Source organism: Bryobacter aggregatus MPL3, assembly GCF_000702445.1.
GTDB classification, from domain to species: Bacteria; Acidobacteriota; Terriglobia; order Bryobacterales; family Bryobacteraceae; genus Bryobacter; species Bryobacter aggregatus.
The window spans coordinates 1606597-1625506 of sequence record NZ_JNIF01000003.1 but is presented as its reverse complement, the minus strand read 5'-3'; the positions used below and the strand labels follow the sequence as shown (position 1 = coordinate 1625506).

15 protein-coding genes are annotated in these 18910 nt (G+C 59.7%); 6 read left to right on the top strand and 9 right to left on the bottom strand.

Features of this window, described 5'->3' with window-relative positions:
• The first annotated feature begins 1 nt into the window (after nt 1).
• Nucleotides 2-2719, top strand: coding sequence for an ABC transporter permease (locus M017_RS0107780; protein WP_080507565.1), 2718 nt, complete (start codon nt 2-4; stop codon nt 2717-2719).
• Between the two features lie 195 nt (nt 2720-2914).
• Here the strand turns inward: M017_RS0107780 and M017_RS0107775 are convergent, their stop codons facing one another.
• Nucleotides 2915-3436: a DinB family protein gene (locus M017_RS0107775; protein WP_031497102.1), complete on the bottom strand. Its 522-nt coding sequence runs from the start codon at nt 3434-3436 to the stop codon at nt 2915-2917.
• Between the two features lie 41 nt (nt 3437-3477).
• A complete protein-coding gene (locus tag M017_RS0107770) occupies nt 3478-4323 on the bottom strand; it encodes an SDR family NAD(P)-dependent oxidoreductase (RefSeq protein WP_031497101.1) in 846 nt (281 codons plus the stop codon).
• Between the two features lie 101 nt (nt 4324-4424).
• Between M017_RS0107770 and infA the strand changes: the two genes are divergently transcribed.
• Together infA and M017_RS0107760 are read left to right on the top strand one after the other, a co-directional pair.
• Nucleotides 4425-4643, top strand: a complete 219-nt coding sequence (infA, locus tag M017_RS0107765; protein WP_031497099.1) for a translation initiation factor IF-1 — start codon at nt 4425-4427, stop codon at nt 4641-4643.
• Nucleotides 4644-4822: 179 nt separating this feature from the next.
• Entirely contained in the window at nt 4823-5875 is a 1053-nt protein-coding gene (locus tag M017_RS0107760) for an AAA family ATPase (protein ID WP_080507564.1), read from the top strand.
• A 12-nt stretch (nt 5876-5887) separates the two neighbouring features.
• Here the strand turns inward: M017_RS0107760 and M017_RS0107755 are convergent, their stop codons facing one another.
• Nucleotides 5888-7099 carry a hypothetical protein gene (locus tag M017_RS0107755; protein ID WP_031497096.1) on the bottom strand — a complete coding sequence of 404 codons (1212 nt, stop codon included), beginning with the start codon at nt 7097-7099 and terminating at the stop codon, nt 5888-5890.
• Between the two features lie 128 nt (nt 7100-7227).
• Between M017_RS0107755 and rsmI the strand changes: the two genes are divergently transcribed.
• The gene (rsmI, locus tag M017_RS0107750) at nt 7228-8085 is read left to right on the top strand and encodes a 16S rRNA (cytidine(1402)-2'-O)-methyltransferase (RefSeq protein WP_035958121.1); all 858 of its coding nucleotides are present in this window, start codon (nt 7228-7230) and stop codon (nt 8083-8085) included.
• On the opposite strand, the gene M017_RS27490 is transcribed toward rsmI, so the two are convergent.
• On the bottom strand, nt 8082-8819 hold the full coding sequence (locus M017_RS27490) for an NIPSNAP family protein (RefSeq protein WP_031497093.1): 738 nt from the start codon (nt 8817-8819) through the stop codon (nt 8082-8084). The two genes, rsmI and M017_RS27490, sit on opposite strands and share 4 nt — an antisense overlap.
• A 29-nt stretch (nt 8820-8848) precedes the next feature.
• Between M017_RS27490 and M017_RS0107740 the strand changes: the two genes are divergently transcribed.
• Together M017_RS0107740 and M017_RS0107735 are read left to right on the top strand one after the other, a co-directional pair.
• The gene (locus tag M017_RS0107740; RefSeq protein WP_031497092.1) at nt 8849-11368 is read left to right on the top strand and encodes a bifunctional YncE family protein/alkaline phosphatase family protein; all 2520 of its coding nucleotides are present in this window, start codon (nt 8849-8851) and stop codon (nt 11366-11368) included.
• Entirely contained in the window at nt 11365-13323 is a 1959-nt protein-coding gene (locus M017_RS0107735; RefSeq protein WP_031497091.1) for a prolyl oligopeptidase family serine peptidase, read from the top strand. Before M017_RS0107740 ends, M017_RS0107735 begins: the two co-directional genes overlap by 4 nt.
• 563 nt (nt 13324-13886) lie before the next feature.
• Here M017_RS0107735 and M017_RS0107730 read toward each other — a convergent pair.
• The 5 genes from M017_RS0107730 to coaD are packed head-to-tail and all read right to left on the bottom strand — an operon-like array spanning nt 13887 to nt 18906.
• Nucleotides 13887-15245: a hypothetical protein gene (locus M017_RS0107730; RefSeq protein WP_031497089.1), complete on the bottom strand. Its 1359-nt coding sequence runs from the start codon at nt 15243-15245 to the stop codon at nt 13887-13889.
• 41 nt (nt 15246-15286) lie between these two features.
• The gene (locus M017_RS0107725) at nt 15287-16435 is read right to left on the bottom strand and encodes a glycosyltransferase family 4 protein (protein ID WP_031497088.1); all 1149 of its coding nucleotides are present in this window, start codon (nt 16433-16435) and stop codon (nt 15287-15289) included.
• Between the two features lie 4 nt (nt 16436-16439).
• Entirely contained in the window at nt 16440-17219 is a 780-nt protein-coding gene (locus M017_RS0107720; protein WP_035957722.1) for a type I phosphomannose isomerase catalytic subunit, read from the bottom strand.
• Entirely contained in the window at nt 17216-18409 is a 1194-nt protein-coding gene (locus tag M017_RS0107715; protein ID WP_031497084.1) for a pyridoxal phosphate-dependent aminotransferase, read from the bottom strand. Before M017_RS0107715 ends, M017_RS0107720 begins: the two co-directional genes overlap by 4 nt.
• 5 nt (nt 18410-18414) lie before the next feature.
• Nucleotides 18415-18906, bottom strand: a complete 492-nt coding sequence (coaD, locus tag M017_RS0107710) for a pantetheine-phosphate adenylyltransferase (RefSeq protein ID WP_031497082.1) — start codon at nt 18904-18906, stop codon at nt 18415-18417.
• Nucleotides 18907-18910: the final 4 nt, after the last annotated feature.

Genomic DNA, 18910 nt, shown 5'->3' with positions numbered 1-18910 from the left:
CATGCGGATTTTGGACAAAGCCCGTTTGCGGCTTCGGTCGCTGTTCCGCCGCCGGAAGGTCGAGTTCGAGCTTGAAGCCGAACTTGCTTTCCACCTGGATCAGCTCATCGAAGAGAACATTGCATCCGGCATGACGCCCGAGGCCGCCCGCTGGGCCGCGCGGCGAACGATCGGAGGCGCCACGCAATACAAAGAGGAGTGCCGGGATATGCGCAGCGTAAACTTTGTTGAAGATTTTGTACGGGACGTCCGTCATACGATTCGATCATTAGCAAAGAGCTTAGGGTTCACTGCCGTAGTCGTTACCACGTTGGCTCTTGGGTTCGGCGTCACCACTGTGATCTTCACGATCGTACATGGGGTGCTCCTGCGTCCACTGGACTATCCTAAGCCCGATCAATTGATGTATCTGACCGCGGAATCTCCGGTCACGGGAGCAACTGGAACTGCACTCTCCGCGCCAGAGTACCTGGAGTTCCGCCAGATGAACCAGTCATTCGCGGATGTTGGCGCTTATTCTACCGGCGGTGCCGCATACACTACTGGGGAGGTGAACCTGACGGCGGGGGATCGCCCTCTGCGGGTGCGCTCAATCTCAGTCGATGCACCTTTGCTCAAGGCGCTCAGGATTCAGCCGGAGCACGGACGCTTTTTCCGGGACGAAGAAACCGCTCGCTGGACCGGAACACTACCGCCACCGATCGCAATGCTCTCGCACGAACTGTGGCGAACCGGATTTGGAGGACGGCCAATCATCGGACAGAAGGTGGAAATCGAAGGCCGCCCTCACGAAATTGTTGGCATTATGCCACCTGGGGCCGACGTGATGGATCATCACACCCAGATTTGGTTACCCCTCTGGCTCCACCCCAATGCGGCGCGGCAACGCGAAGCGCATGTCCTGTACGTTGTTGCGAGGCGGAAAGACGGCGCCAGCGCGGAGGCGGCACAGGCGGAGTTGAGCGCATTTCTGGAAAACTGGGGTGATCGTGCCGGTGTGACGGACCATGTCCCCATCAAGCGCCCTATCCGCTCAATCGACCACACGCTCCGGTTGCGGACGCTCCAGGATGCGATTGTTGGAAATGCCAGCCGGGCAATCTGGGTTCTGCAGGCCGCCGTTGGATTTGTTCTGCTGATCGTCTGCGCGAATCTTACAAACTTGGTGATGGCTCGCGCCGGATCACGCAGCCGCGAGTTTGCACTGCGCACTTCTCTTGGCGCCAGCCGCGGCCGGTTGCTCCGGCAGTCGATTACCGAAGGTGTGGTGATGGCCGGGGCCGGTGGCATCCTGGGTTTGTGGCTGGCCAACGCTGGCTTGAAGATGCTAATCCGGGCCTACCCAACCAGCATCCCGCGGACAAGTGATCTTAGGATCGATTTACCCGTTCTGTTGGTTGTGCTAGCGATCTCGACTGGGACTGCCCTGCTTTTCGGATTCCTGTCACTCGGGCGGACGAGGTCGGGTAGCTTAGCGAGTGCGCTGAAGGACGGCGCGAGGGGCGTCAGCAGCACGCTGCACGATTACACCCGCCGTGGACTCGTGATCGCCCAGGTCGCTTTCGCTGTGATGCTCGTGATCGGAGCGGGTTTGCTGGTTCAAACCGTCTACAACCTGACCAAGATCGATGCAGGGTTTGACCGGTCGCGACTCGTGACATTCTCGATGACAATGCCAATGGCGAATTCGAATCCCGACACACGGGCCCAAGCCTACCAGCGGATCCTGGACAGACTTCGCGCCATACCAGGAGTGCTGGGAACAGTGGCGATGTCGGGTCTGCCGCCACATCGAACTCCAGATGCGGTGGCGACTCCGATCGAGAACCACATCTCTGAGGACGGAAGGCCCTCTGAAATCGTCGACTACTACCAATTCGTCATGGGCGACTATTTCAGAACAATGGGCATCCCGATCGTCACTGGCCGCGGCTTCGAATCAACCGACAACGCGTCGCAGGGCAAACTAGCTATCGTCAATGAGACCTTGGCGAGAAGGATCTGGAAGGGACAGAACCCGATCGGCAAGCGTCTGCGTCCTCCTGGTGCCTCGTTTGGTGCAACCGATGACGCCTGGCATACGGTGATCGGAGTGGCCAAGGACGTCAGGCAGCAAGGGTTAGAACGTCAGCCAGGATCTGAACTGTATCTGTCCCTGGACCAACACAGGGTTTCTCCGCCCAGTATGAATGTGGTGATGCGGACGACGCTGCCGCCAACGTCGCTGTCCGCAACGATCGAGCGTGTAGTGTCGGAAGTAGACGCCTCGGTTCCCGTTGTGCGCCTTCGTGACATGGACTCGGTGTTCGCTGAATCAATTCGCCGGCCAAGACTCCTGGCGCAGCTATTGGGCGCATTTGCCACACTCGCGCTGGTACTCTCGGCCATTGGCACATACGGTGTGCTCTCTTACATGGTGACGGAACGCCGGCGTGAGATCGGCATTCGAATCGCCCTGGGTGCAGTTCGCTCCCAGGTGCTCACACAGATCATGAAGCAAGGCCTGCAGGTCACGGCAGCTGGTATCGCGATCGGCCTGGCAGGCGCGCTTGCCTTAAACCGGCTGATCTCGTCAATGCTGTTTGGCATACAGCCGACGGATACGGTGACGATCGCCTTTGTGATTGCGGTGATTACGGTAGTAGCGATGGTTGCCAGTTGGCTACCGGCCTGGCGTGCCTCTCGGGTAGATCCGAACATCGTGCTCAAAAATGAGTAGCACTGCTTTCCGGAATCGTCTGAAGATCGATCTGGGAACAACTAGGCGGCTCAAGCCGTGAAAGTGAAGGTCACTCGCCAATCGCCGAGCACCACTGGTCCCCATAAAATCGGATGTGCAAGAAGCCGAAAAGCAGAACGCTTGCAACCCCCACCGAAGCACCATCACGCACGAGCCGAATGAGCTGAAAGTGGGCTAGCTCCGCCCCAAACAATGCAACACTCCCAGATACTGCGCCCACGGCCCCACCGCCTCCCGATGCTGCACCGCGATCACCCGCGACAACTGATGCAAATGCGTTAGATCATGCACGGCCCAGGTCGCGATCAACTGTCCCAGCGTCACGGAACCAAACGCCGGATGCACCCCACGGCGTTCTAAATCCAACGGCCCCAGACTTTCAAATTCTTCGAGACTCGCTGCCCGCGCCCGCACAAACTCCTCCAGCAACTCCTCGATCGAGGCCCCATTCGGCTCCCCAAGCCGCTCCACCGGCCGCATCGTCTGCGACTCCCCAAACTCCAGCACAAACTTCACCCGTGGCATCCAATCCGTCTTCTCACAATGGATCAAGTGCGCCAGAATCTGCCTCGGCGTCCACGTTCCCTCGCCCTCATTCCCCAGCAGCAAACCTTCAGGCAAGCCCGAGAGCAAATTCTGAAGCGAACGAGGAAAGCGCGTCAACAACGCGAGCGACTGCTGCAAGTCATAGGTCATCGGATAGCTGGATGCGACAACCCCCCGATCCGATGCAACTCCTACGCTTTTTTTAGGCGCCGCAGCGTGTACAGATCCGGCGTCACCTGCGTCTCGACCAGGCGTTTCCAGTCGTCATCGACATGCAGAAACTTTCCGGAAATATGATTCGAAACCTCGGAGGCCAGAAAGCACGCCAGATCGATCTGCTTCTCCGGCTTCACGCCGCCGCTATGCTGGATCTTTTCGGCGGCCTCAATTTCCTTCCAACCGGCCGTATTCCGCGCTGACAGAATCTCGTCGGTCATCGAGGTATAAGATCCGCCCGGTGAAAAGCAATTCACCTGGATGTTATGCTCCCGCAACTCCTCTGCCAGCGACTCGCAAAAGCGCACCACTGCCGCCTTCGACGTTGCGTACGCCGTAAAGTTGGGTCGTGGCGCTGCTGCTCCTCCACCGGCTAGCACGATAATCTTGCCGCGCCGGTTCTCAATCATTCTGGGGATCACGGCCCGGCACGAATTGACGACACCCATCAGGTTCGTATCAATCGTCTCCAGCCAAAGCTTGCCGATGGTCTTATGAAACGGGCCGATCGGACCCTGGATGCCCGCAGCGCAAATCAGCACCTGGATCGGCCCATTGCGATGCCGCATCAGGTCGAGCACGCCGCTCACCCGTTCAAAATCCCGCACGTCAGCAGCCAGTTTGTGGCTGATGCCGCCTGCATGTTTGATCTCGAGGTCGGTCAGATCGAGCTCCGTACCCGTGCGAGCTACGAGTCCCACTCGTGCTCCCCGGGCGGCAAATCCAATCGCCAAACGTTTGCCGATCCCGCGCCCTGCGCCTGTGATCACTACATTCAACCCGTCTACCGGGTAAGCCTTTGCACCGTTGATTACACCCATTCCAGTCGCCATTCGGAGTGTACCGTACGCAGGGCTAGGTTATACTCAGGATGGTAAATTCCGTTCGCGCCCTTGTGGCGCAATCTAGCTTAAGGAGACTGATGAGTAAGGAAGATTCAATTGAAGTCACCGGTGTGGTGATTGAAAAGCTGCCTGATGGCAAATTTAGCGTGCAGCTGGACCAGGAACGCATGGTGCTTGCGCATCTGGCCGGCAAGCTCCGTCAGAACCGGATTCGTGTCCTCGCTGGCGATCGGGTTACGCTCGAACTCTCGCCCTACGATCTCACCAAAGGCCGCATTACCTACCGCCATAAGTAATTGCACCTTGGCCCGCAAAGACGGTCACAGATTTTTGCGACCCCCTCCAAATATTTCCTTTACCATCCTAAACTTCTGATTTGAAGTAGGTTACGCGTCCAGCAGTTGACGTGTGCCTGCCCGAATCGCCGCAAAGCCGCTACCGCCTCCAGCTACGCTGTTCTCGGAAGCGATTCTTTATGGCTACTTTCGGATCAGGAAATCAGAACCGTAGAAATAACTTCGATAGTGGGATCACGATGGAGTTCGATCGGTTGCTCATCGGGCAACCGGGCGTGGCGAGACATGTGCTGCCGTTTGTTCAGATGTTTGAGGCAGGCTTATCGCCAGAAGGCCGTCCCGCTGGAGTTTTTCTGTTGCTCGGCCCTACGGGCACGGGCAAAACTCGCACCGTCGAGGCACTTGCGGAAGCGTTGCATGGCAACGTTCGCAACATCCTTCGTATCGACTGCGGGGAATACCAGATGGATCACGAAGTGGCAAAGCTGGTGGGGGCTCCGCCCGGTTACCTGGGCCACCGCGAGACCCAACCGTTGCTATCGCAAGCCCGGATCAACTCGGTGGCGAGCGATCGCTCGGCCCTGTCGATCCTTCTCTTTGATGAGATCGAAAAGGCAGCCCCTTCGATGATGCGTGTCCTGCTCGGCATCCTCGACCGGGGATTGCTGCGCTTGGGCGACAACAATCTCGTGAGTCTTGAGCGCACGATGATCTTTCTTACGAGTAACCTGGGTGCGGAGAGCATGCAGAAGGAGCTCAAGCCCACCATGGGTTTTGCGGCGATTGCTCCGGTCAACGACACCGTTGCAAGCAATCAGCGTCTCGAAGCCATTGGTCTCACTGCGGCCAAGAAGAAATTCTCGCCCGAGTTCCTGAATCGCATCGATTCCACCATCACCTATGCCCCGCTCGACGACAAAGCGATTTCCCGAATCCTCGAACTGCAAATTGAAAATATCCAGACCCACATCGACACCCGGCTGGGCTCTGAAGCGTTCGAGCTCGATCTCACCGGCCGGCTGAAGCGCTTTCTCATTGAAAAGGGAACCAGCGTCCAGTACGGAGCCCGCGAGTTGAAGCGCACCATCCAACGCTTGATCCTCCAGCCCCTGGCGGCCGTGATCAACGACGGAAAAATCCCGTCCGGCGCACTGGTGGAAATGGATCTGAAGAATGGCGAGCGGATCCTGATTCGGATTCACCCCGGCGATGAGGAAGAAGAGGACACTTAGGCGCCGCGCGGTCTAGCGGGACGGCGGAAGGTATTCGACCGTCTCGCTGATCGTTCCTTTGTTGTTCGTAACCACTTCCAGACGGAAGCTCACCTTGCTGTCCGCCGTCATGTAGATGACGCTACCGTTCTGCAATTGGCGGCCATCGAGATTCACGGTCTTGGTAAAGCTGCCATCCAGAATCTGCAGCGTGCCGCTCTTCGCATTGAGGACTGCTGCAGAATTGCGATCCCAGCGCACAATGAGCTTGCCGGATTCCAACTGCGCCGTCAGCGACAGGCTCAAGCTCTGCGCCGCAATCTTCTGGGCATCTCCCCGGTTCAGCACCAGTGCGGCCTGGAAGCCAATGATCACGCCGAGCAACAGAAATACGAAGGAAAGCGGAATCCACACGGACTTGCTGCGGAAACGGGCCGAAGTGGTCGCCTCGCGATCAGAACTGTCCGCCTGGGATCTGCGATTCTGAATCCAATCGCGCAGATCATCCGGATTGCCGGGATTGGACAAGCCTTCGCCGGGTGTCTGTTCCGCCGATTCCGGCCCGCGCGGTTCTGTCCGTTCTTCTGCCGGAGCCGTCCGCATCGACGGCGAAGCGCCACCGCCCAGGTCGCGCCGCTTGAATGGAAACTCGAGGTACGACGACTCCCGGTGGAATCCGCCATTCTCCTCAAAAAAGAACCCTCCGACGCTGGGCTTGGTCGCAAACGGACGAATTAGCAGAATCACATTGGTCGGGTCGGCGAAGTACTTCTCAAAAATCTGCAAGTCTTCGTCACTGAGTGCCAATCCATCCCGTGTGTGGCTGCGATAGAAGCCCACCGCGTACAAACGCTTCTCAGAGGACTGCTTTACTGTCTCGACGGTTGCCCGAAAACGCGCCTCGTCATTCTCCGTCAACAGATAGGAAGGACCGCGCATGTAGTCGCAGGGAACAGGAATGAAATCCTCCACCCGTACCAACAGCTTGTCGCCCATCTCGATGGAGCCCATCAGAATGCCACCGACCTCAGCCCCACGGCGCGGTACCGCACCAAATCCGCGCATCACTTCCATCGCCAATTTATCAACGACTTCGAAGTCGAGATGAATGGTGACAGGCTTGCCGGCGACCTCCCAAACGAAGTACGTCGGCGTTTGTACGAAATTTTCCATGAGTGCGGTGTTCTGCGAATCGGAGCCGGATTCGGTCGGGCTGGGTTGGCTGGAAGGCTGCCAATGAGACATCACACGTCCTTTCGGGCCACCTCTGTCTATGCTACGCCCTGAGCCTGAGCTTTCTCAAGGTACCGTGAGGGGCCAGAGGGAAAATTTCCCTGTCACTTTTGCGAGTGCCGCTCAGCTACTATCGACAAGTGGCCGGACTACTTTATATCGTTGCGACTCCAATTGGGAATTTGGAAGATCTTTCCCTCCGGGCCGCGAAAATTCTTCAATCTGTTGCCGCCGTCGCCTGTGAAGACACCCGGCAGACCGCAAAGCTCATGGCGGCTGCCGGAGCGCACCGGCCCCTCATCAGCCTGCACGAGCACAATGAGAAGGAACGAAGCCAGGAGCTCATTGACCGCATGCTCGCCGGAGAGGACCTCGCGCTCGTCTCCGACGCGGGCACTCCGCTCATTTCCGACCCGGGTTTCCGCCTCGTCGAAGCCGCCGTCGCCGCCGGTGTGCGCGTCAGCCCGATTCCCGGCCCCAGCGCCGTGCTGAGTGCACTCAGTGTTTCCGGGCTCCCCACCGATCACTTCGCCTTCATTGGCTTTTTGCCTCACAAAAGTGCAGCCCGGCAGAAATTACTGGAAAGCTGGGGACAGATCGAAGCGACGCTCATCTTCTTCGAGTCCCCGCACCGCATTCTCGAAACTCTCGAAGAGATTGCCAAGATGTACCCCCATCGCCGTCTGGCCGCTGCGCGGGAACTGACCAAGATCTATGAGGAGATTCTGCGCGGCAAGGCCGCCGAGATCCACGCTACCCTCGCCGCCCGGCCCTCGATCAAGGGCGAGTTCACGTTGGTTTTGGAGCGTCATAACCCGGAACAGAACGAAGCCAATCCGGCGCAACCTGCTGATTTGAAAGCAGACGTGGAACGGTTGATGGCTGAGGGCAAATCCCGCATGGACGCAATCAAGCTCGCTGCCAAGCGCGCCGGACTCAACAAGCGCGAGGCCTATGAGCTCCTCGAGCAGAGCAAAGACAAAACAAAGCCAATTTAGCGAATCGGCGAATAAGGTGCGCTCTTATACAGCGACACCGACAAGGCCCGCGGCGTATAGCCATGCTGGTCGATTGAGTGCTGCCGCGCGGCATGCCATTCCGGATCGGCCTGGAACTTCGCCCACGCCTCTTCCCGGACAGCCAAACTGGCGAAGGGGGTCAGGTAAGTCAGATTCGGCATCTGCGGACCGGCGATGGTCGACGCATAGAACAGCGGAAAGATTCCGCAGCGGTGGAAGATCGGCACCTCAGGCCCGGCAAAGCGTTCGTGCAAGCCGTTGAACTGCCACTCGCTCGGGGCCTGGTACAGCCGAAGCTCAAAAATCCGGGGTGTCTCGGACGGCGCAATCGGCGACGAGTAGTGCGTTGCGGCGAGCAGGCTCGTGGCATGCGACAAATAAGGCCCCGCCTTGTCCCAGGCGGCATGCGCTGCGAGCAGCGCCGCATCCTGCTTCAAACGCAACGAAGCGGCGCGCCACTGGGCGACATCTTCGTACTCCTGCAAAAACAGGACCTGCGGTTGGTGTGCCGCCACAATGGCTTCGAGAACAATCTGCGCCCCACCCACCTCGCGTGCGAGAGCAGGTAAAAGTGCATCCTTCAGATAGCCATGCAGGCGGCCAATCTGTTCGCCATTATCGAGAAGAAACTGTTGCAGGACGATCAGCCGTCCCGATTCATACTGCGCATTCACACCAATCAAGTTGCCCGCCTCCAAATTTGTTTGCGCCATTCGCGGCACACTAGTTAGAGTACCCTTTGATGCCCATTCGTCCAGCACTGTTGGCCGTCGCCACGTGCCTCCTCCAAGCCGGTGACTTCCGTACCCCAGCCGGTACAGAAACCGCAGCCCGGCGTCCGGGTGCGCTCACCGTTTTGCCCGGTGGCCGCTACCTCACGCCCTTTGGGCAGCTCCAGTCCAGCGGTCCCGGCTCTTTTGGCATCGCGGTCAACCCCAAGGGCGACGCGGTCGTCTCGGCGGATGGCGGCCCGACACGTTTCTCGCTCACCGTGCTTAAGCGCGACTCGAACTCCTGGCGCTCGAAAACCATCCGTGGTCGCAAGCCTGATGCCGAAGACGACGACCCCGACGGCTTCCCCAGCGTCTTCCAGGGACTCGCCTTTGAAACCGATTCCGGCCTCTTCTTTTCGGAAGGCAATTCCGGCAGCATCCGTCGCATCGACATCGACAGCGGCCGTACCCTCTACAAGCTCGAACTGAACCAAGGCGACTTCCGCGACAGCTATTCAGGCGACTTGGCCTATGACGCCAAGCGCAAGCTGCTCTACGTTGTCGATCAGGCGAACTTCCGCATCGGCATCTTCGACACCGACAAGCGCCGCCTCCTGCAAAGTGTCCGTGTCGGCCGCCTTCCCTTTGCGCTCGCTCTCTCCCCCGACCAGACCCGCCTCTACGTCACGAATCTTGGTATCTTCGAATCCAAACCGATCGAGCGCGCGCCGTTCCCCGTTGCGCAATCGACGCTCGGCAACCCGAATGAGGACGAGGCCAACTCGCTGGCGGTCTTGGACATTGCCAGCCCGGGCCAGGCCAAGCTGCTGAAGTTCATCCGCACCGGCCTTTCCATTGGCGATCTGATCATCGGCGGCAGTTCGCCGAGTGGCGTGGTGGCGACGCACGATCAGGTCTATGTCGCCAACGCGCACAACGACTCGATCAGCGTCATCGATGCCCGCAAGCTCGAGACGGTCGCGACGATTCCGATTCACATCCCTAAGCTCGAAGGCCTGCGCGGTGTGCTGCCCATCGGTCTTGCCTGGCACGCCGGCAGCCGCCGTCTGCTGGTGGCTGAAGCGGGCATCAACGCGATTGGCGTCATCGATCCGCAGGCGCGCCGCGTGCTCGGCCACATCCCGAGCGCCTTCTTCCCCACCGACATCGCTGTCAGCGGCAACCGCATCCACGTCGCGACAGCCAAGGGCCTCGGCACAGGTCCCAATGCCACCTCAACGGTTGCCTTCGAGCGCACCGCCCAGGCCGATCTGCGCCGCGGTGGCATCCAGACCTTCGAGCTGCCCGGCGACGCTGAACTCGCGCCGCTCACCCAGACTGTCCTCAAGAACAATGGCTTTCTCGAAAGCAATCAGGATCCCGCGCCGCTCCCGGCAGGAGTGAAGCACGTGGTGCTGATCGTCAAAGAAAACCGCAGCTTCGACGAGCTGTTTGGCGATCTTGAAAAGGCCGGCAATGGCGACATCCGCGGCGCCTGGCTGCTGGCCCGTTTTGGCCGCTATGGCATTGTCCAGGTGGAGCGCAGCGCCCTGAAGCCACGCATCAGCCAGAAGGGGCAGGTGGTGAGCCCGAATCACATCGCGCTCGCCCAACGCTTCTCGATCAGCGACAACTTCTACGCCGACAGTGAGACCAGCGTCGATGGCCACCACTGGCTGGCCGGAGCTTATCCGAATGCCTGGACCGAGTCCTCGCTGATGGCGGCTTTCGGTGGCCAGAAAGACTTCCGTCTGCCCACCAACGCTCCAGGCCGTTTGCAGTTCCCCGGCACCAACGCGAGCATCCACGCCGAAGAGTTGATCGAAGCCGGTTCGCTGTGGCATCATCTGGCCCGCCACAAGATCAGCTTCCGCAGTTTCGGCGAAGGCTTTGAACTGGCTGGCGCGGACGAAGGCATGGGCATGAAGCCCACCGGTGCGCGCTTCCGCACCAACGTCTCGATGCCCGACATTCTGTTCCACAACACTTCGCGCAACTACCCGCTGTACAACATGTACATCCCCGATCAATACCGCGCCTCGCAGTTCATCGCGGAATCAAAAGAAGGCTTGCCGCAGTTCACCTTCATCCACCTGCCCAACGATCACACGGCCCGTCCCCGCCGCGAAGAAGGTTATCCGGTGGAGGCGAGCTACATGGCCGACAACGATCTCGCACTCGGCCGCATCATCGAACACCTCTCGCACACCAAGGAGTGGGAGAGCATGGCGATCTTTGTCACCGAGGCCACCACCCAAGGCGGCGTCGATCACATCGATTCTCACCGCGCACCTGTTATGGTCCTCGGGCCTTACGCAAAACAGAATTACGTCTCGCGCGTGAACACCAGCTTCCCCGGCCTGCTGAAGACCATCTACCGCCTGTTGCAGATTCCCAGCCTCCATCTCCTCGATCACACCGCACAGGACCTTGCCGATTGCTTTGCGCTCTCGCCCGACCTCACGCCCTTCCAGGCTGTTCCGGCCAACCTCGAAATCTTCGATCCCGCACGCGCTCGCGAACCGCGCGACCCCATCACACAACCATGAAAACTCTCGCTCTCACTCTCTTAGCCACTGTCGTCTTTGCCCAGGCTCCCAAATCATTACCTCCTCCCGGTGTCGCAATCCCCGCTGCCGTGCGAGCAACTCTTGAGGCAAAGCTGAAAGAGCTGAACCAGAACCTCGAGCCGATCGCGAAGCATCCGCTCCTGCCCGATGTGCTGATCTTCCGCGATGCGGTGCACACCGCGCTCACCTACAACGAGTTCTTCAAAGAAGACGAAGGGCTGAAGGCAGTCAAGCTGCTGGAGGAAGGGCTGCTGCGCGCGCGGCAACTGGCGAGTGGCCAGTCGCCCTGGACCACGGCGAGCGGACTCATCGTGCGCGGCTATATCTCGAAGATCGATGGCAGCGTGCAGCCCTACGGCCTGGTGATCCCCGCCGGATGGCAGGCGAGCGGCGCGGCTCCGTGGCGTCTCGATACTTGGCTGGCTGGCCGCAGCGATGTCCGCAGCGAGGTGAACTTCCTCACCGAACGTATGACCCGGCCCGGTGAATTCGCGCCGCCCGATGCGATCGTGCTGCATCCTTATGGCCGCTACTGCAATGCGACAAAGTTCGCTGGTGAAGTCGATGTTTTGGAAGCGCAGGCTTCGGTGAAGAGCCGCTACCGCATCGATGAAGACCGCGCCTTCATCCGTGGCTTCTCGATGGGTGGCGCTTCGTCCTGGCACATCGGCGCGCACTTCGCGGATCGTTGGGCTGGCGTTGCTCCCGGTGCTGGTTTTGCCGAGACGCGCGAGTACCAGGGCCTTGAAAAGAAGGGCGATGTCCGCCCCTGGTATGAGCAGAAGCTTTGGCGCTGGTACGATGCGACCGAGTACGCGGCAAACTTCTACAATACGCCGCTCATCGCTTACTCAGGCGAGATCGACAAGCAGATCCAGGCCGCGCAGATCATGCAGCGCTATCTCGCGCAGGAAGGCATGGCGCTCGCACACGTCATCGGACCCAATACGGAGCACAAGTACCATCCGGATTCGAAGCCAATTCTCGAATCGCGACTGGCCGCCATTGCCAAAACCGGCCGTGACACGTATCCGCGTACGCTCCGCTTCACCACCTACACCCTGCGCTACAACCGCATGCGCTGGATTACTGTGGACGCGCTGAACCAGCATTGGGAGCGGGCGCGCGTGAATGCAGAGATCACTGCGGCCGGCGAGATCCAGATCCAAACGCAGAACGTTGCCGGGCTCACCATCCACTTCGGTTCCGGGGGTTGGCAACAGCCGCTCGACCGTAAGGTGAGCGTGCGCATTGATGGCCAACCGGCAGGCCAGCTCCAGCCTCTGTCGGACCAAAGCCTTCAGGGCAGCTTCTCGAAGACCCCAACTGGTTGGCAGTCTGCGAGCCCCAACGAGTCACTGCGCAAGCGCCACGGCCTCCAAGGTCCGATCGATGATGCGTTTTTGTCCAGCTTTGTGATGGTGCTGCCCAGCGGCAAGCCACAAAGTGAAGCTACTGGAAAATGGGTGGAGGCCGAGAGCAGCCGTGCGATCCGCAACTGGCGATCGTTGTTCCGGGGTGCGGCTCGGGTCAAGAAGGATAGTGAGATCACGGATGCCGACATTGCTGCTTCGAATCTGATTCTGTGGGGCGATCCGGCGAGCAATGCCGTGCTTGCCCGTATTGCGGCGAAGCTGCCGCTCGAGTGGAACTCGAGCAAGCTCAGCATCGGGAAGAACTCCTGTGACGCACAGGGCTGCATGCCGGTAATGGTCTACCCGAACCCGCTGAACCCCAAACGCTACATCGTTCTGAACAGTGGCCCCACCTTCCGTGAAGATTCGAATGGCACCAACTCGCTGCAGACTCCGCGCCTGCCGGACTTCGCGCTCATCGATCTCTCCGAGGCTCCCGGTCCCGTGCGGCCCGGCAAGGTGGTGGCTGCAGACTTCTTCAACGAGAGCTGGCAAGTGCCGAACGCTACGCGCCCGTAACCGCCAACTCTTGCACCGAGCGCAGTTTCGGCGCATCCACTTGTAATGAGAGATCCCCACGATCTGGTCTGCGAACAACGTAGCGAGAGATTCTGGGCACCGATGAAGATCGCCAGCGCTGTCCCCGCTATGAACCCCGGGTAGTGCAGGAACGGCCGTAAGGCTCATATCGCTATGGACACACTCGAACTCCAGGCGAGGTGAAGCATGCCGGTGAAGATATCGAGGGAATATTCGTAGCGGATGATGAGGCCGCAGAGAGACCAGCCATCCTGCGCCGATGCGGAGCAATTCTCTCGACTCCGGTTGCAGCAAGCTCGCGATCCAGCCTTTCGGAGTCATCCGCCTCGGCCAGTGTTCGCTGCACCAAAGTCACTTCATGTGGAGTAGCACTTTCCGTGCCCCCTTCTTTTGCGGAAGCAAAGCTTCTGTCGATGAAGGCCTCCGGACATCGAATGCACCTCGGGTTCGAAGATCTTCGGCAAGCGCCTCCAGTACTCCTCTCATCGCCTCAGACTTGACCCATCGCTGGAATCATCGATGGGTCAAGTTTGGTAGGCCTTCTAGCGAAGAGCGACCGTAACGCCAGCCTGGCTCGTCCTGTCTCCAATCCGCACCAGCAACGGCGAGTTGGCAACCGGTGCGGCCGCGGCGCTCACTCGCGCGTTGATCTGCATCAGGCCCGCCACCGATGCCGGCGCGGCGCCAGCGTAAAGCACCTCTGCCTCGAGATTGCCAACCGTCACCGAAACGGGCAACACGGGCTTTGCGTAGCTGGGGCCACTGGCAATGAGGCCGTCCTCAACAACCGGATTGGTGAGCCCTTCACCTGTCAGATAGATGACGATGATCGACCCAACAGCGGCAGGATTCGCCGCGCCATTGAGCGTGCCGTTTTCATTCAGAACCGCGGCCTGGCCCTTGCCACTAGCGTCTACTGTAAAGATCCCTGGCAGCGCATTCACCACCGGCATGGCGACTGGCGTTGACTTGACGCCATCCACTTCCGCAACGATCGAAGTGGTGGCCTTGCTCGCGACGGCATAAGGAACAATCGCGGCGAGCTGCTTTGTACTCGAGTAGATCATTGGCGCGGCTACGCCATCAAAGAGCAGGCGCGTGCCCCCGGCTACCGTCTGGAAGCGGCCATTATTTACATTGGCCGAAACGACAGCAGTCTGGCCCAGACGATCGCCATAGAGCGTCACGATCTCGCCGGGCGCAACGGCGTTGGCCCCGTAGGAGGCGGCGTTCAGGATCCCTGTCGCCGTGAGCAGCGGCCCAGTGGTTTGGCGCGTATAGCTCAACTGGAGAACCAGAGCGTCGCCGTAGCTCTGGTCTGTGTTTGCGGTGTTGTAGCGGAGGACAGCGATATGCTGCATCGTGCTCGCATCGCTGGCGGAGTCGATCTGGTGGCTGCCATCCCAATCTCCGACGTCGTGCGTGATCTGCAGCAACAGGTCGCCGCCCGTATAGGGATAGCCGGTAGTGAAGGGAATGTAGAGGCCAAAGTTGTTTACCAGCTTGTCACTCGGCATCGAGTTGGCAGGCATGAACAGTTTGCCGCGCCGCACGGCAACGGCGTCGCTGGCCTGGTTGCCTGGGATGAAGCTGGTGAGATTTCCCACCGCGCGAGTGCTCTTCGAGAGGGTGACATCCCAGTTGTTGTAGGTGAAGTCGCGTGGCGGTCCGCCCGCTTGTCCGCTGCGCATGCGCATCTGCATGCCGGTAATCACATCGCCAGGCTTGATCCCTGCGCCCAGCACCAGGCTCTCGGCATAGATGAATTGCAGGGTGGAGGGATAACCGGAGAACGGGTAATTCGAGTAAGTAGAGCCACCCTTGGTTGCATACTCATTGGGGAGGATTGCCGTCTGAGCCCACACCAGGGTACCGAGCAGAAGGCCGCAAAGGATTTTCATACCTCAGATAGCGCAAACGGCGGCCAGACCGCGTCAACCAATTACGATTGCAGCAGCCGCGCGACCCGATGAGCAGATTTTGCGAAGGGCCGGGCATTCGCATAGGCTTTCGCGGCGGCGCTCATTGCGGCGCGGCGTTCCGGATCGCCGAGGAGTGTGTCGAGAGCCACATGCAGCTCCTGTTCATTCCGAACCAGAATGCCGAAGTCCGGCTGCACAATCGCGCGTGCGCCGTCATGATCGAAGGCAATGACCGGAACTCCATGCGACAGCGCCTCCATCAAAGTGAGGCCATAGCTTTCAAAGACCGAGGGGAACAAATAGAGGTCGGCACTGGCGAAGGCATCCGCCTTCGCTTGCCCGGAGAGATGGCCTGCAAACTCCACCTTCACCCGTTCCATCCCGCTGGCAATTGCGCGCAACGAAGCGAGATAGCGTTTTCCTTCCATGTAAGCCGCGCCGCCGCACAAAAGCAGCGTTGCGCGGCCTCGCCATCGCGACAGCATCTGGAGCAGGCGGTCGAGGCCTTTCTCTGGCGAGATGCGGCTCAAGGTCAGCAGCACTGGTTTGGCCAGTTCTCTCGGCTTGCCGGTCAGTACACGCGGAGGAGCACCCCACGGCACGACATGGATCTTCTCTGGCGGTGTGGACGGATAGCAATTGAGAATCATCTGCTTCATCGCCTCGGTCATGACGATGTGGCCTGCGCTCTTCTCGACGCAACTGCGCTGCTGGTGAAAGACCAGCTTTGCGATGGCGGGCAGTAGCTTCTCCACCGGCCTCACCAGGCGCACGAGCGTGGACGGCGAAATCCAGTCCCGCAGATACATGCGCGCGACATAGGCGACAACATCGACATGCCAGATCGTGTAGATGCGATAGCCGTGGCGGGCGAGCAAATCGAAGTCCGGGCCTTCGCTGATGTCGTTCACCAGCACGACGCATTGCTTCGGGTCTTCACTCAGAATGCGATGCGTCGCATAGCGGCGAAAGCGGTGGCAGAAGGCGGCGTACTCGCGCTCAGAGTAGGTCACCACTTCATTGGCATCCTCATCGGGCCGGATCACCACCAGCTCAAAGGGCTGGGTGATCGCCCATTCGGCGGCCAGCATGCTCGCAATGGCGCCCCCGCCTCCAATCGGCACCGCTGTCGAGGCGCCTGCATGCGCGGCCGTGTAAATCACGCGCATCGCATCAGCCTGGCCAGGTGACGTAAAGAAGGGTGGTGAGCTTTGCGGGCTCGATGGTGACGTTGCGCAGCAGCCTCCAGGCTTCGCCCCTCTCGTAGGCTTCTCCGGCGATTTTGCCCTTACCCTCGAGGAAGATCACCACCGTGTTCGGCCCACTGAGAGACAGCGCGGCATCGAGACGCAACTTTTCGGTGCGAAAGTACGGGCACTCCACCACGCCGCTTTGCAAGCCATCGTAGGGGCCCAGGCGGCTGACGGCCATGCCATGTTCGAGATGCAATTCGCGCGGCCGCCCATAGTCATAGAGGCGATAGGTGACATCGGAATTCTGCTGGATCTCACAGATGGCGACACCGCCGCCAATCGCATGGACCTCACCGGCAGGCACAAAGTAAGTTTCGCCGGCCTGCACATGCCGCCAGGCCATCATGTCTTCAATGGCGCCATTGCGCGCGCCTGCTTCCACTTCAGCAGCCGTATAGCTTTTGTTAAAGCCGAGACCGATCTCGCCTTGCGGGTCTGCCCGTAGCACATGCCACATCTCGGTCTTGCCGAGCGAGTTCTCATGCTTTGCGCCGTACTCATCATCAGGGTGCACCTGGATGGACAAGCGCTCTGAGGTGAACAGGAACTTGAAGAGCAGCGGCAGCCGCTCTTCATCCTCAAACCAAACTTCGCCGATCTTCTTGCCGGCAGAGCTGAAAATGGGGGACAAGTCCGTTGTCCCCCAGATTTTCTCGTATTGCGTGGCCTTCAGGCGGCGTGCGCCGGGCCCGATGATCATGCGAGTTTCTTGACGAACTCTTCGATGCGGTCGAGCCCCTTTTTGAGGTCTTCCATCGAGGTTGCGTAAGAGAGGCGGAAGTGGTTGTTGCTGCCGAAGGCTTCGCCCGGTACTACGGTGACGAGCGCTTCTGCAAGCAGCTTCGAGGAGAATTCCATCGGCGTGTGGATGCCGCCCTTGCCGAAGACACCACTGATGTTCGGATACGCGTAGAAGGCGCCCTGCGGCGTGCGGCAGCTAAAGCCCGGGATCGCACGCAGGCGCTCGAGCGCATAGTCACGGCGCTTGCGGAATTCGGCCAGCATGATCGTGATCGATTCCTGCGAACCGCTCAGTGCTTCAACAGCAGCCTTCTGGGCAATCGAATTCGGGTTGGACGTTGAGTGGGTCAGCAGCTTGCCGCAGGCGTCGATGACAAACTTCGGAGCGAGCAGGAAGCCGACGCGCCAGCCGGTCATCGCGTAAGTCTTGGACAAGGAGCCCATGACGATTACCGTTTCTTTTGCGCCTGGCAGCGAGGCCAGGCTGAAGGGCTCGCCTTCATAAAGGAAGCGGCAGTAGCACTCGTCGGCGAGCACCCAGATGCCACGGCTCTTGGCGAGTTCGAAGATCTTCTTCAACTCGGGCGTAGGGATCACCGCACCGCTCGGGTTGGACGGCGAGTTGATGATGATCGCCTTGGTGCGCGGCGTGATGGCCGCCTCGATCGCCTCGGCAGTGACCGCAAAGCCCTGTTCTTCGGAGGATTCAACGAAGACGGACTTGCCACCGGCGTAATTCACGATATCGGCAAAGCTCACCCAATAAGGCACCGGGATGATGACTTCATCGCCTTCATTGATCAGGGCCTGGATCACGGCAAAGATGGCGTACTTGCCACCCACGGTGACGGCGCACTCGGCGGGCGAGTAGTCCGTACCGTAGTCGGTCTTGTGGCGATTGCAGATTGCGGCCTTCAGGTCGGCAGTGCCGCCCGCCGGAGTGTACTTGGTGAAGTTGTGATTGATCGCGTCAATGGCCGCCTGTTTTACATTGGCGGGCGTGGGGAAGTCGGGCTCTCCCACGCTGAAATCCACGACATCATGACCCTCGCGGCGGAGACGGTCCGCATCGGCGGCCACCTTCATGGTGGCGCTCACGCTGATTCGCGAGATTCTTTCGGCTAGTTCGGTCGGCGGCGCAACAGGCATTCGATTTACTTCGTTAGCTCCTTTTCAAAACGGGCCTTCAACAAGGCCTCAACATGCGGCGGCACCATGCCGCCAATATCTCCGCCCAAGCGGGCGACTTCCTTGATGATGCGCGAGCTGACAAATGAGTACTGCTCGCCTGCCATCAGAAATACGGTTTCCAGATCCGGCTTCAAGCGCCGGTTCATCAACGCCATCTGGAGTTCAAATTCGTAGTCAGAGATGGCGCGGATGCCCCGGACGATGATGCGGGCACCCTCGCGTTCTGCAAACTCCACCAGCAATCCGTCAAAGTGAGTGACCTCGATATTCGGGTAGGACTTGACGGCTTCGCGCGTCATCTCCACTCTTTCTTCGATCGGGTACATCGGATTCTTGTTCGAATTGAGCAGGACGCCCACCACCAGACGGTCGGCCAGGCGGGAGGCACGGCCAATGACATCCAGGTGACCGTTGGTAATTGGGTCAAAAGAACCCGGATAGATTGCTGTGAACACGCGG